The sequence below is a fragment of the Salinicola sp. genome, from assembly GCF_982684285.1.
The window spans coordinates 1-12323 of the sequence record NZ_CEXLVS010000118.1 but is presented as its reverse complement, the minus strand read 5'-3'; the positions used below and the strand labels follow the sequence as shown (position 1 = coordinate 12323).

General features: G+C 64.1%; 13 protein-coding genes and 1 tRNA gene. 10 read left to right on the top strand and 4 right to left on the bottom strand.

Annotated elements, in window-relative coordinates:
- The 3 genes from AC3AYF_RS11750 to AC3AYF_RS11740 all read left to right on the top strand — a co-directional run.
- The coding region (locus AC3AYF_RS11750) for a SelB domain-containing protein (protein ID WP_487779759.1) at positions 1 to 1389 on the top strand (1389 nt) is incomplete at its 5' end.
- 77 nt (positions 1390 to 1466) lie between these two features.
- A tRNA-Sec gene (locus AC3AYF_RS11745) sits at positions 1467 to 1562 on the top strand.
- A gap of 515 nt (positions 1563 to 2077) precedes the next feature.
- Positions 2078 to 2218 carry a hypothetical protein gene (locus AC3AYF_RS11740; protein WP_295039378.1) on the top strand — a complete coding sequence of 47 codons (141 nt, stop codon included), beginning with the start codon at positions 2078 to 2080 and terminating at the stop codon, positions 2216 to 2218.
- 52 nt (positions 2219 to 2270) lie between these two features.
- On the opposite strand, the gene AC3AYF_RS11735 is transcribed toward AC3AYF_RS11740, so the two are convergent.
- Positions 2271 to 2816 (bottom strand): ferritin-like domain-containing protein, encoded by a 546-nt coding sequence (locus AC3AYF_RS11735; protein WP_295039380.1) that lies wholly within the window; start codon positions 2814 to 2816, stop codon positions 2271 to 2273.
- A gap of 225 nt (positions 2817 to 3041) precedes the next feature.
- On the opposite strand from AC3AYF_RS11735, the gene AC3AYF_RS11730 reads away from it, so the two are divergent.
- The 4 genes from AC3AYF_RS11730 (at position 3042) to AC3AYF_RS11715 (ending at position 6570) form a co-directional block, all read left to right on the top strand.
- Positions 3042 to 4025, top strand: coding sequence for a cation diffusion facilitator family transporter (locus tag AC3AYF_RS11730; RefSeq protein ID WP_295039383.1), 984 nt, complete (start codon positions 3042 to 3044; stop codon positions 4023 to 4025).
- A gap of 208 nt (positions 4026 to 4233) precedes the next feature.
- Positions 4234 to 5070 (top strand): methylenetetrahydrofolate reductase [NAD(P)H], encoded by an 837-nt coding sequence (metF, locus tag AC3AYF_RS11725; RefSeq protein ID WP_295039385.1) that lies wholly within the window; start codon positions 4234 to 4236, stop codon positions 5068 to 5070.
- Between the two features lie 129 nt (positions 5071 to 5199).
- Positions 5200 to 5733 carry a superoxide dismutase [Cu-Zn] SodC gene (gene sodC / locus AC3AYF_RS11720; protein WP_298839254.1) on the top strand — a complete coding sequence of 178 codons (534 nt, stop codon included), beginning with the start codon at positions 5200 to 5202 and terminating at the stop codon, positions 5731 to 5733.
- A 165-nt stretch (positions 5734 to 5898) separates the two neighbouring features.
- Positions 5899 to 6570: a metal-dependent hydrolase gene (locus AC3AYF_RS11715; protein ID WP_295039389.1), complete on the top strand. Its 672-nt coding sequence runs from the start codon at positions 5899 to 5901 to the stop codon at positions 6568 to 6570.
- Between the two features lie 157 nt (positions 6571 to 6727).
- On the opposite strand, the gene AC3AYF_RS11710 is transcribed toward AC3AYF_RS11715, so the two are convergent.
- Positions 6728 to 6985, bottom strand: coding sequence for a YheV family putative zinc ribbon protein (locus tag AC3AYF_RS11710; protein ID WP_149437532.1), 258 nt, complete (start codon positions 6983 to 6985; stop codon positions 6728 to 6730).
- 66 nt (positions 6986 to 7051) lie between these two features.
- On the bottom strand, positions 7052 to 9103 hold the full coding sequence (gene prlC, locus AC3AYF_RS11705; protein WP_295039393.1) for an oligopeptidase A: 2052 nt from the start codon (positions 9101 to 9103) through the stop codon (positions 7052 to 7054).
- Positions 9104 to 9324: 221 nt separating this feature from the next.
- Between prlC and AC3AYF_RS11700 the strand changes: the two genes are divergently transcribed.
- Both AC3AYF_RS11700 and AC3AYF_RS11695 read left to right on the top strand, forming a co-directional pair.
- The gene (locus AC3AYF_RS11700; protein WP_487779758.1) at positions 9325 to 10665 is read left to right on the top strand and encodes a sodium-dependent transporter; all 1341 of its coding nucleotides are present in this window, start codon (positions 9325 to 9327) and stop codon (positions 10663 to 10665) included.
- A 52-nt stretch (positions 10666 to 10717) separates the two neighbouring features.
- A complete protein-coding gene (locus tag AC3AYF_RS11695) occupies positions 10718 to 11251 on the top strand; it encodes a gamma carbonic anhydrase family protein (protein WP_295039397.1) in 534 nt (177 codons plus the stop codon).
- Between the two features lie 17 nt (positions 11252 to 11268).
- Here AC3AYF_RS11695 and AC3AYF_RS11690 read toward each other — a convergent pair whose 3' ends face one another.
- Positions 11269 to 12057, bottom strand: coding sequence for a GntR family transcriptional regulator (locus AC3AYF_RS11690; RefSeq protein ID WP_295039399.1), 789 nt, complete (start codon positions 12055 to 12057; stop codon positions 11269 to 11271).
- Here AC3AYF_RS11690 and AC3AYF_RS11685 point away from each other — a divergent pair.
- A partial coding sequence (locus AC3AYF_RS11685) for a hypothetical protein (RefSeq protein ID WP_487779757.1) occupies positions 12058 to 12323 on the top strand: 266 nt, incomplete at its 3' end.

The following is a 12323-nucleotide window of genomic DNA, read 5'->3' as shown; positions in this document are numbered from 1 at the left end:
GGGCGAAGCGAGGAGGATTTGTCACGCGCCAGGGTCACGGGAACGGTGCGCAGCGGCCGGGTATCGCTGGGTGACAGCGTCCGACTGTTACCGACCGGCCTGGGGGCACGCGTGCGCGGATTGCGGTGTCAGGATCGCGATGCGGAAGCCGCGAGCCGGGGCGAGCGCTGTGCCATCAATCTCAGCGGCGCCGATATCGAGATTGGGCGTCTGGCGCGGGGCGATTGGGTCGTGGCCGAGGCTTCCCGGCTCGGCGATCAGCACCGGCTCGATGTCGTTCTGCGTTCGCTGCCGGAGTCACCGCCGCTCGAGCACTGGGCGCCCGTTCACCTCCATCATGGCAGCGCCCATGTCACCGGGCGCATCTCGTTACTGGAAGCGGAGGTTTTGGCGCCCGGGGCATCGATGCTCGCGCAACTGGTGCTGGACTCGCCGTTGCAGGCGGCACACGATGATCGAGTCGTGATTCGCGACCACGGGGCCAGTCACACGTTGGGCGGGGCCCGCGTGCTTGATGTCGATCCTCCCAGAAGAGGCGCCAGGAAGCCGGCGCGCCTCGCCTGGCTGCGTCGACTCCAGGCGTTCCTGCCGGACGGTCGCGGCGCTCAGGACCCGCGGGTGCTGTGGCAAGCCCCGACGCTGGACGAGGAGAGCGTGGATCTCGTGGCGCTGGCTGCCAATCTCGACAGGGAGACGAGCGAACTCGAAAGTGATGCCACGCTTGGCGGCTGGGAGGTCATCACCCATCAGGGCGAGAGTCATGCGCTTCCCGCGCCGATGCAGCAGCGGCTTTATGGCAGGGCGCTGGAATGCCTGGCGCTGACGCATGAACAGGAGCCCGTCATGCGCGGTGTCGACGTCGACCGCTTGCGCCGCATGGTGGCGCCTCGGCTGTCGGCCGGTCTGTTTCGGCCTCTACTGGAGCGCTGGAAGGTGGGCGGCGAGATCGTACAGCACGGTCCGTTCGTGGCGCTGGCTTCCCACGAGGCCTCGCTGTCGCCCGACCAGGCCCAGCGCTGGGAGCGTGTGCAGCCCCTGTTGCAGGCATCACCCTTCGATCCGCCGCGAGTGCGCGACATTGCGCAGCAGTTTGGTTGGCCCGAGAGCGAGGTGCGGAGCCTGCTGAGAAGCTGCGCGCTACTCGGCTGCGTTTACCAGTTGCGCCACGATCACTTCTTTCTGGCGCCCCATGTGGCCGAACTGGCCAGGTTGATTCGTCGACTCGACGGCGACTCTTCGGTCGGAGCGACGGCGGCGGCATTTCGCGATCGGGTCGGCTGTGGTCGGAAACTGGCGGTGGCGATTCTCGAGTTTTTCGACCGGGTCGGATTCACGCGGCGCGTCGGGGATGGTCACAAGGTGATCCGGGAAGATATGCTGTTCGAGTGACGGGGCTCGGCCCTTCGGTCGAGCGCCCGGAGTGGGCCAGAGCCGGCGAGCGAGAGCATCTCGTCAACGCTCTCTCAGGAAGAGAATCGTTCCCCGGTGGGGCGCCAGGACTTCAACTCCTGTAGGGGCTGCCAGCAGTCCCTGGTGGGTTCGACTCCCACTCTCTTCCGCCATCTTTCCGCCGTCGTCCTTCACCCGGGGAGGAGGGCGTTGGGTTGCGGCGATCGCCTGGTTCGAATGCTTTGCCGTATGCCGGGGGTTCGAAAGCGTCATTTTCCACGGCGTTGCAAAAATTTACGTGTTTTGTTGAATAGTCAGTTACTTATAAATGCATGATTAAGAACACTTAAGTTTTGTCATTAGCAAAAACGATCATCACATCACGAGAAAAACGTTGGCGCATCGGCAATGTAAGTCCACTCTGAGACTGCCCACTTAGCCAAGTGGCTCTCACCGCGAAGGAACGTGGGAGTGGGTTCTCTCTTCCGACCTGTCGACAGGCCATCTCGGCGTCGACGACAGCGTGCATTCGCCCCGTGTCCTCCTGTCCTCCTGCTTGGCCGCCACGCTGGCATCTTTCCTCCCCGTCGTCGCCCCTGCGCGTCGAGTACTCGTCGACGGGATTGTGATTCCGTGCAGGTCGCGACGACAATGAGCTCACGACAACGTCGCCATCGATGGAGACATCATGCAGGGTTCGCTGATCGGTATCTTGGTAGGGCTGGTGGTCTGGATGTCCACCGCGGAATGGGGCTGGGGAATCGGTGCGGGCATAGCCTCCGGGATCGCCTGGGATCTCTGGCGCCAGCGTTCGCGGCATGATGACTGAAGCGCCGGAGGCGCGGGCCAGTTCGTCGTGGCGAAATGGCCCGATGGCGATGTCAGTTGCGGGTCCTGACCCCCTCGAGCAGCGCCGCCATGTCGTCGGCATGCTCCTCCTCCTGGGCCAGGATCTCTTCCATCACCCGGCGCGAGGTCGGGTCCTTGTCACCAAGGTAGGTGATGATCTCGCGGTAGCTGTCGATCGCGATCCGCTCGGCAATGAGATCTTCCTTGATCATCTCCTCGAGCGTCTCGCCCTCGGCATACTCCGAGTGCGAGCGGCTCAGTAGACCCTCCGGCGAGAAATTGGGAGCGCCGCCCAGCTGGGTGATGCGTTCGGCGAGTTGATCGGCGTGCTGCTGCTCTTCCTGGGCATGTTCCAGGAACTCGTCCTTGGCAATGCTCGCGCTGAGTCCGTCGGCCATGTAGTAGTGGCGCTTGTAGCGCAGCACGCAGACGATCTCGGTTGCCAGTGCCTCGTTGAGAATCTTGATGACGGTCTCGCGGTCGGCACTGTAACCCTCGGTGACGGCACCATCCTCGATGTGCTGACGGGCACGCTCGCGAATCGTCTTGATATCGGTCAAAAAGGTCTGCTCGCTCATGGTTTCCTCCTCGATGATGGGGGCGCGATGCCCGGGGCCGGACTGTCGGTTCGGCACCGGCACGCTCTGGATCCGTCGCGGTCGTGATCTCAACGTAGTCGATCGAACTCCGTTGGCCCAGGGGTATCGCAGGGTCAACGCCGCTCGTCGCGCCGGCGGCGTGTAATACAATAGCGTCGGGGTCGTGGGCTAGAATTCAGGGACATTCCTGTCAGGACCGGTCACATGGCTTCGCACGACCACTCGCATCACGATCCTCATGATCACGCCGGACAGGGGGATTCTCACGGCCACTGTCACGCTCACGATCATGCGCCAGCCGTGACCACGGATAGTGCCAGGCGCGTCAGGCTGGCGATGATCCTGACCGCCGGCTTCATGCTGGCGGAGGTGGCCGGTGGCTGGATCTCCGGCTCGCTCGCGTTGCTGGCCGATGCCGGCCACATGTTCAGCGACAGCTTCTCGCTGGGTCTGGCACTGTTCGCCTTCTACATGGGCGACAAGGCGCCGGACAGGTTCCGCACTTTCGGTTATCAGCGCTTTCAGGTGCTGGCCGCCTTCGTCAACGGGCTGACGCTGCTGGCGATCGCGGCATGGATCTTGGTCGCCGCGATCCAGCGATTCACGCAGCCGGTCGATGTCCTGGCAGGCCCGATGATGGTGGTGGCCGTACTGGGCCTGCTGGTGAACATCGTGGTCTTCAGGATCCTTCACGGTGGCGACCGGGAAAATCTCAACCTGCGCGGTGCCTTGCTGCATGTGATCGGCGACCTGTTGGGGTCGGTGGCGGCGATCGTGGCCTCCGTGGTGATCATGCTCACCGGCTGGACACCGATCGACCCGCTGCTTTCGATGCTGGCCGCGGCGTTGATTCTGCGCGCCGCGTGGAAGATTCTGGGTCGCTCGACGCACACGCTGCTCGAGGGTACGCCCGAAGGGGTCGACGTCGGCCAGATTCGGCAGGCGCTGCTCGACGTCGAGGGGGTCAAGAGTCTGCACGACATTCACGTCTGGGGCCTGACGCCCCAGGACCCGCTGCTCAGCGCGCACCTGGTGATCGAGTCTCCCGCCTTTCACGACGGGGTCATCGAGCGGGCTTACGCCATGCTGCAGTCCCGCTTCGGGATCCAGCACGCAACATTGCAGGTCGAGACGCGGGACTGCCTGACCGGTGGTGAGTGCAACCAGGGAATGATCGTGCACCCGTAAACCCGTCGCTCGTGATGTCGCCTTGCGATGAATCTCGCTCAGGGTAATGGGGGAAAGTTTCATTGGCCGTGACCGCCCGGGGCAGGCAGAATCGCCATCATACTGTCGTCAATCCATCGCCGGTCGTCGTTTCCGGGACACCAAGGCTCGAGAGCGAGACCCTGACCAGCGCGCGATCACGCTGGCCCGCATCGAAGAGAGCAATGTCATGAGCACGCAGCCTCCGCTGGGATTCAGTTTCGAATTCTTCCCCCCCAACACCGACGCGGGGCGCGAAAAGCTCGGTGGCGTCCGCGATGCGCTGGCCGCCCGCAAACCGCGGTTCTTCTCCGTGACCTATGGCGCCGGTGGCTCCACCCAGGCCCGCACGTTCGACACCGTCAGGACGGTCCGGCGCAGTGGAGTCACCACGGCGCCGCACCTCTCCTGCGTCGGTAGCGACAAGGCGGCGCTGCGTGATCTGCTGCACGCCTATCGTGAAGATGGCGTCGATAGTCTGGTGGCCCTGCGCGGTGATCTGCCATCGGGCATGGGCGGGGGCGGGGAGCTGCGTTATGCCAACGAACTGGTCGAGTTCGTTCGCGACGAGACCGGCGATCATTTCGAGATCGCGGTGGCCGCCTATCCCGAAGCGCATCCGCAGGCGCCGAGCTTCGAACGGGACCTGGAAAACTTCGCCCGCAAGGCCAGGGCGGGAGCGAACATCGCCATCACCCAGTATTTCTTTACTGCCGAAGCCTACTTCCACTTCGTCGAGCGCGTTCGGGCCATGGGTATCGACATCCCGATCGTGCCCGGCATCATGCCGATCACCAACTACACCAAGCTGGCGCGCTTTTCCGACGCCTGCGGGGCCGATATCCCGCGCTGGATCCGCAAGCAGCTCGAAGCCTACGGCGACGATAGCGACAGCATTCAGGCATTCGGCACCGAGGTCGTCTCGAATCTGTGCCGGCGTCTGCTGGATGGCGGTGCTCCGGGGCTGCATTTCTATACGCTCAACCAGTCCGCGCCCACGCTTCGGGTGCTCGACAACCTGAGCTGAGCGCCGGCCGCAAGCTGGCATTATCTCCGGGTCGATTGATTCGCGTCGCCCGAGGACCTTGTCTACGTTGAAGGGTGCGTTATCGGTCGGCATCCGGCCGAAAGATTCACTCACGGAGAGGAGAGCGCCATGCAACGCAACGGATTGATCGGACTGACCGCGGGGGTTGCGCTGGCCCTGTCGGGATGGGCGCAGGCGGACACCACGGTGGAGATGCACTCGGTTTCCGCGGACGGTGTCGGCGATAGCGTCGGTACGGTGGTCGCCAAGGACACCGAGTACGGTCTGCTGCTGACGCCCGATCTGTCGGGCCTGAACGCCGGGCTCCACGGTTTCCATCTGCACGCCAATGCCAGTTGCGAGACCAGCGAGACCGATGGCGAGGTCACGCCTGGCGGCGCCGCCGGTGGCCACTTCGACCCCGACGATACCGGCACACACCAGGGACCCTACAGCGACAAGGGGCATCTCGGCGACCTGCCGGCACTCACGGTCGGGGATGACGGCAAGGCGACGACGCCAGTGCTGGCGCCTCGACTCACCGAAGCCGATCTCGGCGGTCACTCGCTGATGATCCACGAGGGCGGCGACAACTACAGCGACGAGCCCAAGTTGGGTGGCGGCGGAAGCCGGGTTGCCTGCGGGGTCGTCGATGACAGCTAGCGCGCCTTGAACGGCGCGCATTCCGACGGCTCCGCCACAGGTGGAGCCGTCCTGTTTCGTTGCGCAGGCGCTCCGCCCTGCGACGGTTGCTCTCAAACTATTGTTTTCTGGTTGGCTCGCGCGCCATAATCTGTTCATTTATCCAGTTGTGGGGCGCCCGGGCCGATGGCCAATTTTCGAACGCATCTCGGCGTGGCGAGTGTCGGCGGAGCCGCGGTCGCTCAGGCCGGATGGCAGGCGGGGCAGTGGGGCGGATGGCAGTCGCTGGTGGTGGCGATACTGGTGGCGTTCGGCGGTATTCTCCCGGATATCGATGCCGATCAGTCCCAGGCCATCCGCCTGATCTTCAATCTCCTGGCCGTGGTTGCGGTGGTGCTGGCGGTGCTGGTCCTGCAGCATCGAGTCACGCCGGCCTACCTGTTTGCCGCCTGCGGCGGTATCTATCTCGGCGTACGCTACCTGGCCGGTGCGATCTTCGCGCGCTTCACGGTTCATCGCGGGTTGTGGCATTCGCTGCTGGCGGCGTCGATCAGCGGGCTGTCGACGGCAGCGATCAGTTTCTCCCTGCTGGACCAGCCTGAACGACTGGCCTGGATCCACGGCTTGGCGATGACGCTGGGTTTCGTCATCCATCTGATGCTGGACGAGCTGTATAGCGTCGATCTCACCGGGGCGCGCTTCAAGCGCTCGTTCGGCACGGCCCTCAAGCTCTTCAGTTGGCAGTCACCGGGCAGTGCGCTGATGCTGGCGCTGATATCGATGCACCTGCTGCGCTGGCTGCCATCCTTCTCGGTGCTGCGGCAGCTGGTGATGCAGGGGGTGGCGCTGTGGCATTGAGCCCCTCTGCCCGCTCCGGCACGGCACGCCCACCCATCACATCGCGACGAGATAGCGATGCAGCTGATATTCGATGTCGGCGAAACGCTGCTCTAAACGCGCTCGCTCGATCCCCGTGCCGACGCATTGTCGCCGATTGACGGGGCGGTCGGCGGAATCAGTGCGGTTTGCGTGGGTCGAGAATCCGTACCGGGGTGATCTCGTCGCTGGCCGGGCGCTGGCGCTCCCGGGGCTGGTTCACCCGGGTGGGAACCTCCTGGATCGTCTCGTCCTCGATCGGCAACTGCTCGAAGAAATCGCAGCTCACGCAGTCCCGGTAGCGAATCCCGTTCTGCTCCCAGGAGCGGATGCGGTCCATGGCCGAGCAGCGCGGGCAGATCGCGCCGGCGATGAAGCGTTTCGGTGTCTGGGTCATGCGTTACCTCGAAATGGAGGAGAGGACGCTCGCAGGCGTCCTCTCGAGTCGCTGGATGGCCGCAGGTCAGGCGGCGTCTCGCGGTTCGATACCGGCATGGCGTAGCAACGGGTCTATGCTCGGCTCGCGACCGCGGAACGCCTTGAACAGTTCTGCGGCTTCCCGCGAACCGCCCTGTTCGAGAATCGCCTCGCGGAAGCGGCGGCCAGTCTCGGGATCGAAGATGCCGGCTTCCTCGAAGGCGCTGTAAGCGTCCGCCGAGAGCACTTCGGCCCATTTGTAGCTGTAGTAACCGGCGGCGTAGCCCCCAGCGAAGATGTGTGCGAATCCGTTCTGGAAGCGGTTGAAGTCGACGGCCGGTACCACCGACACCTTGGCTCTCACGTCGTCGAGCAGCGCCTGGACATCGGCGGCACTGGGCTTGCGGCACTCGTGATGCAAGCGGAAATCGAACAGCGAGAATTCGAGCTGGCGCATCATCTGCATGGCCGACTGGAAATTGCGCGCCGCCTGCAGCTTGTTCAGCAGCTCATCCGGCAATTTTTCACCGGTATCGACGTGGCCGGCGATCAGATCGAGACCCTCGCGCTCCCAGCAGAAGTTCTCCATGAACTGGCTCGGTAGCTCCACGGCGTCCCAGGCGACGCCGCTGATTCCGGAAACATCGGCGACCGTCTGCCGCGTCAGCATGTGATGCAGGCCGTGGCCGAACTCGTGGAACAGTGTCAGCACTTCGTCGTGGGTCAACAGCGCCGGCTTGCCCGCCACCGGCGGCGTGAAGTTGCAGGTGAGATAGGCCACCGGCAGCTGCAGTTCGCCATTCTCGCGCTGGAGACGCGTGCGGCAGACATCCATCCAGGCGCCGCCACGCTTGCCCTCCCGGGCGTACAGGTCCAGATAGAAGCCGGCGATGGGGCGATCGCCATCGAGCACGTCGAAGTACTTCACGTCCGGGTGGTAGCGTGGCGCTTCCGGATTCTCCGCCATGCGGATGCCGTAGAGCTTGTTCGTGACGCGAAAGAGGCCCTCGATGGCACGCGGCGCGGGGAAATAGGGGCGCAGCTGCTCTTGAGAAATATCGTAGCGGGCCTGACGCAGTTTCTCGCTGGCGAAGCCGGTATCCCAGGGCTTCAGGGCGTCGAGCCCGAGGCTCTCCTTGGCGAAGGCTTCGAGCTCGTTGAATTCGCGCTGCGCCTGCGGGTGTGCGCGTTTGGCGAGGTCGTCGAGGAAGCCCAGCACCTGTTCGGGGGTTTCGGCCATCTTGGTGGCCAGCGAGTAGTCGGCGTAGGTGTCGAAACCGAGCAGGCGGGCCAACTCCTGACGCAGTGACAGCGTTTCCTCGATCACCGGCGCGTTATCGTTCTCGCCGGCCTTGGGGCCCTGGTCGGAGGCGCGGGTGACGTAGGCGGTATATACCTCCCGGCGCAGCTCGCGATCTTCGGCGAAGGTCATGACCGGCAGAAAGCTGGGCACGTCCAGGGTAATGCGGTAGCCGGAAACGCCTTTGGCTTCGGCATTGGCCTTCAATGTCTCCAGGGCGCTCTGCGGCAGGCCGCCCAGGCGATCGGCGTCGGCGAGATCGAGGTGCCAGGATTGGGTCGCATCCAGCAGCTGGTTGGAGAAGGTGTTGCCGAGTTCCGACAGGCGAGCCTGGATCTCGCCGTAGCGTTTCTTGGCGTCGTCCGGGAGGTCGACGCCGGCGAGACGAAAGTTGCGAAGCGTGTTGTCGATCGCCTTGCGCTGCGCGGTATCGAGTGTCGCGAACTCGTCGCCCTGGCGCAGCCGCTCGAAGGCCTTGAAAAGCGCGGTGTGCTGGCCGACCCAGGTGCCGTACTCGGAAAGCATGGCCAGGCACTGCTGATAGGCGTCGCGCAGGGCGTCGCTGTTCATCGTCGAGTTGAGGTGGGACACCGGCGACCACGCCTGGGAGAGGCGGTCGTTGAGCGCTTCCAGCGGCGCGGCGAGGGTCTGCCAGCTCACGTCCTGCTGCCGGGCCAGGGCCTCGGTGGCCTGCCGGTTGTCGGCAATGATCTTTTCGATGGCCGGTACGACGTGTTCGGGACGGATCGCCTCGAACGGCGGCAGACTATGCTGCTCGAGCAGCGGGTTATTCGACATGGTCACCTCGGACGATGGAATCGGTGCCATTCTATATGGGGGAAGCCGAAGCCGCTTTCAATCCGGGGGCCCCAGTTGGCAGCGCCCATTTGGGGCGCCGGCCCGGGCCGGATTGGCGAGCCGCCCCGGTGCTGATAGGCTCTTCGCGTTTTCGCGCCAGCCCTGTCTGCCCCGCTGCAGACCGCCCGCGACCGCAACCCGTTCGATAAAGGTCCCGAATGATGAGTGAAACTCTGGAGCGCTGGCAGTCCCGCCGTGCCTTTATCCTGGCGGTCACCGGCGCCGCCGTGGGACTTGGCAACATTTGGCGCTTTCCCTACATGACGGGTGAGAACGGCGGTTCGGCGTTCCTGCTGCTCTACATCGTCTTCGTATTGCTGCTGGGGTTGCCGATGATGATGGCCGAGATCATGATCGGCCGCGCCGGTCGGCGCAGCCCGATGCAGGCGCTGGCGTTCCTGGCCGACGAGGCCGATGTCGGTCGTCACTGGAAATGGCTGGGGCTTTTCGGCGCGATCACCGTCTTCTTCATCCTGTCGTTCTACTCGGTGGTCTCCGGCTGGTCGATCGAGTACCTGATCAGTGCCGTGAATGGCAACTTCGTCGGTCTTTCTCCCCCGCAGATCGGCGCTAGCTTCGATGTCTTCCTGGCCGATCCGCTGCGCATGACCTTCAACCATACCCTGTTCATGCTGCTGACCATGTCGGTGGTGGCGGCCGGCATCGCCAACGGCATCGAGAAGCTCAACAACGTGATGATGCCGCTGCTGTACGCCATCCTGATCGTTCTCGGCGGCTATGCCGTGACCACGCCGGGTTTCGGGGCCGCCATGCACTGGCTGTTCACTCCGAACGTCGCCGCCATCACCTGGAGTGTCGTGCTCAATGCCATGGGGCACGCCTTCTTTACCCTGGCGGTGGGCGCTTGCGCCCTGATGGCCTACGGTGCCTACATGCCCGAGGAGCAGAGTCTGCCCAAAGCCGTCTTTGCCGTGGCACTGCTCGATATCACGGTGGCGCTGCTCTCCGGTATCGCCATCTTCTCCGTGGTCTTCACCCATGGTCTCGATCCCAGCGAAGGGCCGGGGCTGATGTTCGTCACGCTGCCGATCGCCTTCAGCGAATTGCCGGGAGGGCAGGTCTGGCTGGGCGCCTTCTTTCTGCTCCTGCTGGTGGCGACCTGGACGTCGTCGATCAATCTCGCCGAGCCGATGGTGTCTATGCTGGTCGGTTCCGGGTGGCGGCGCAGCCGGGCTGCTATCCTGATCGGGTCGCTGGTGTGGCTGGTGGGTCTGCTGTCGGTGCTCTCGTTCTCCACCCTGGCAGACGTGCACTGGGTCGGCGAGATGAACTTCTTCACGCTGGTGTCGACCGTTCCGCCCGATATCTTCCTGCCGGTCGGTGGTCTGCTGATCGCCATCTTCGCGGTCTGGATGATGTCGAAGGAAGCGGCCACGGCGGCGCTGGGCGTCGGTGCCGGTGGCTTCCGGCTGTGGCGATGGCTGGTGCGTTACGTCTCGATCCCGCTGACGGTCGTGGTGCTGGCGACCAGTCTCATCTAGGCCATGCCTGGATGGTGAAGCGGATTCTGGATAGCGATAGGAGTGGGACTCAATGGCAATTCGAACATTTCAGGGCGTGACACCCAGCCTCGGTCAGCGGGTGTTCATCGACGACACCAGCGTCGTGCTGGGTGACGTGGCGCTGGGCGACGACTGCTCGGTGTGGCCGATGGCGGTCATCCGTGGCGATGTCCACCGCATTCGCATCGGCGCGCGGACCAGCGTGCAGGACGGTTGCGTGCTGCACTGCACCCATGCCAGCGACTACAACCCCGGCGGCCATCCCTTGGTGATCGGGGAGGATGTCACGATCGGCCATCAGGCCACGCTGCACGGCTGCCGGGTCGGGGATCGGGTTCTGATCGGAATGGGCGCGGTGGTGCTCGACGGGACCGTAATCGAAGACGAAGTGATCGTTGCCGCTGGCGCCATGGTGCCGCCCGGTAAGGTACTGGCGAGCGGCCATGTCTACGCTGGCAACCCCGCCAAGCCGCTGCGCGAGCTCAAGGCCGCCGAACGGGAGTTTTTCAGTTACTCCGCGAGAAATTACGTCAAGCTGAAGGATCAGCATCTGAGCGGAGAGTGACCCGGAAGCGGAAGCGATCAGGGCTCGAAGCGGTCGCTCAGCAACTGCGAGCGTCTCTCCGCGCGTCGGGCCCTCGATTCGGCGCGTTGCATGTCCATCAACCCCGTCTTGACGTAGTCGAGATGCTCGTGAGCCAGTATTCGAGCCTCCTCGGCTCTCCCTTCCTGAATCGCCTCGAGCAGCGCGCGGTGCTGCGCCATCAACCGCTGGCGGGCGTTGGGGCGCTCGAACAGATGTGCCAGATTGCCGACGATGCTCTTCTCCAGCAAATGGAAAAGGCCGCGGATGGTGTGCAGCATCAGGACATTGTGCGCGGCCTCGGCAATGGCGAGATGAAAGGCGGCATCGGCCTTGGCCTCGCGTAGCGGGTCGCCTTGCTGGACGGGATCCCGGTAACTCCTGTCCAGTGCCTCGAAACGCTGCTGCAGCATCTCCTTGTCGGCCGGGGTCGCCCGCATCGCCGCGTGATAGGCCGTGATTCCCTCCATCGCATCGCGAAACTCCAGCACATCCAGGTGAAACTCGTCGTGGCGCGACAGCATCTCCAGCATGGGGTCGCCGTAACTGGCCGCGAGACGCTCGCTGACATAGGTGCCTCCCCCCTGTCGGCTGGTCAGCACTCCTCGAGCGGCCAGCTTTTGAATGGCTTCGCGTAGCGAGGGGCGTGACACGCCGAAGCGTTCGGCCAGCTGCCTTTCGGCTGGCAGGCGGTGGCCCGGCTTGAGGCTACCCTCGAGGATCATCGTCTCGAGACGTTCGGTAATGACATCGGCAAGGCGGGGCTGCCTGACGGGAGGGTAGGTCACGTGGCGATGCTCCTGATGGCGGTTCCACCAATTGGTTTTACCAATGTTCTGGCAGCTTTCAAAGGTTTGCCAGTCGGGATGGTGGGCGTCAAAAGCGGGCATCTGACAACAGAACAGTATGAGGCGCCGGGGGCAATCGGCTGCCATCGCCATTGGTCCCTATCGAGCCATTGCCGTTGTTCATCATCGATTCAGTTTTTTCGACTCAGGGGCTTGCCAAGTCCGGTTCGGGTCCGTAAAGTACGCATCCGCTGCCGCCGAGACAG

Coding starts and splice junctions, on each gene's coding strand:
- AC3AYF_RS11740 (WP_295039378.1), top strand. CDS start 2,078: ATGCAGGGTTCGCTGATCGGTATCTTGGTAGGGCTGGTGGTCTGGATG.
- AC3AYF_RS11735 (WP_295039380.1), bottom strand. CDS start 2,816: ATGAGCGAGCAGACCTTTTTGACCGATATCAAGACGATTCGCGAGCGT.
- AC3AYF_RS11730 (WP_295039383.1), top strand. CDS start 3,042: ATGGCTTCGCACGACCACTCGCATCACGATCCTCATGATCACGCCGGA.
- metF (WP_295039385.1), top strand. CDS start 4,234: ATGAGCACGCAGCCTCCGCTGGGATTCAGTTTCGAATTCTTCCCCCCC.
- sodC (WP_298839254.1), top strand. CDS start 5,200: ATGCAACGCAACGGATTGATCGGACTGACCGCGGGGGTTGCGCTGGCC.
- AC3AYF_RS11715 (WP_295039389.1), top strand. CDS start 5,899: ATGGCCAATTTTCGAACGCATCTCGGCGTGGCGAGTGTCGGCGGAGCC.
- AC3AYF_RS11710 (WP_149437532.1), bottom strand. CDS start 6,985: ATGACCCAGACACCGAAACGCTTCATCGCCGGCGCGATCTGCCCGCGC.
- prlC (WP_295039393.1), bottom strand. CDS start 9,103: ATGTCGAATAACCCGCTGCTCGAGCAGCATAGTCTGCCGCCGTTCGAG.
- AC3AYF_RS11700 (WP_487779758.1), top strand. CDS start 9,325: ATGAGTGAAACTCTGGAGCGCTGGCAGTCCCGCCGTGCCTTTATCCTG.
- AC3AYF_RS11695 (WP_295039397.1), top strand. CDS start 10,718: ATGGCAATTCGAACATTTCAGGGCGTGACACCCAGCCTCGGTCAGCGG.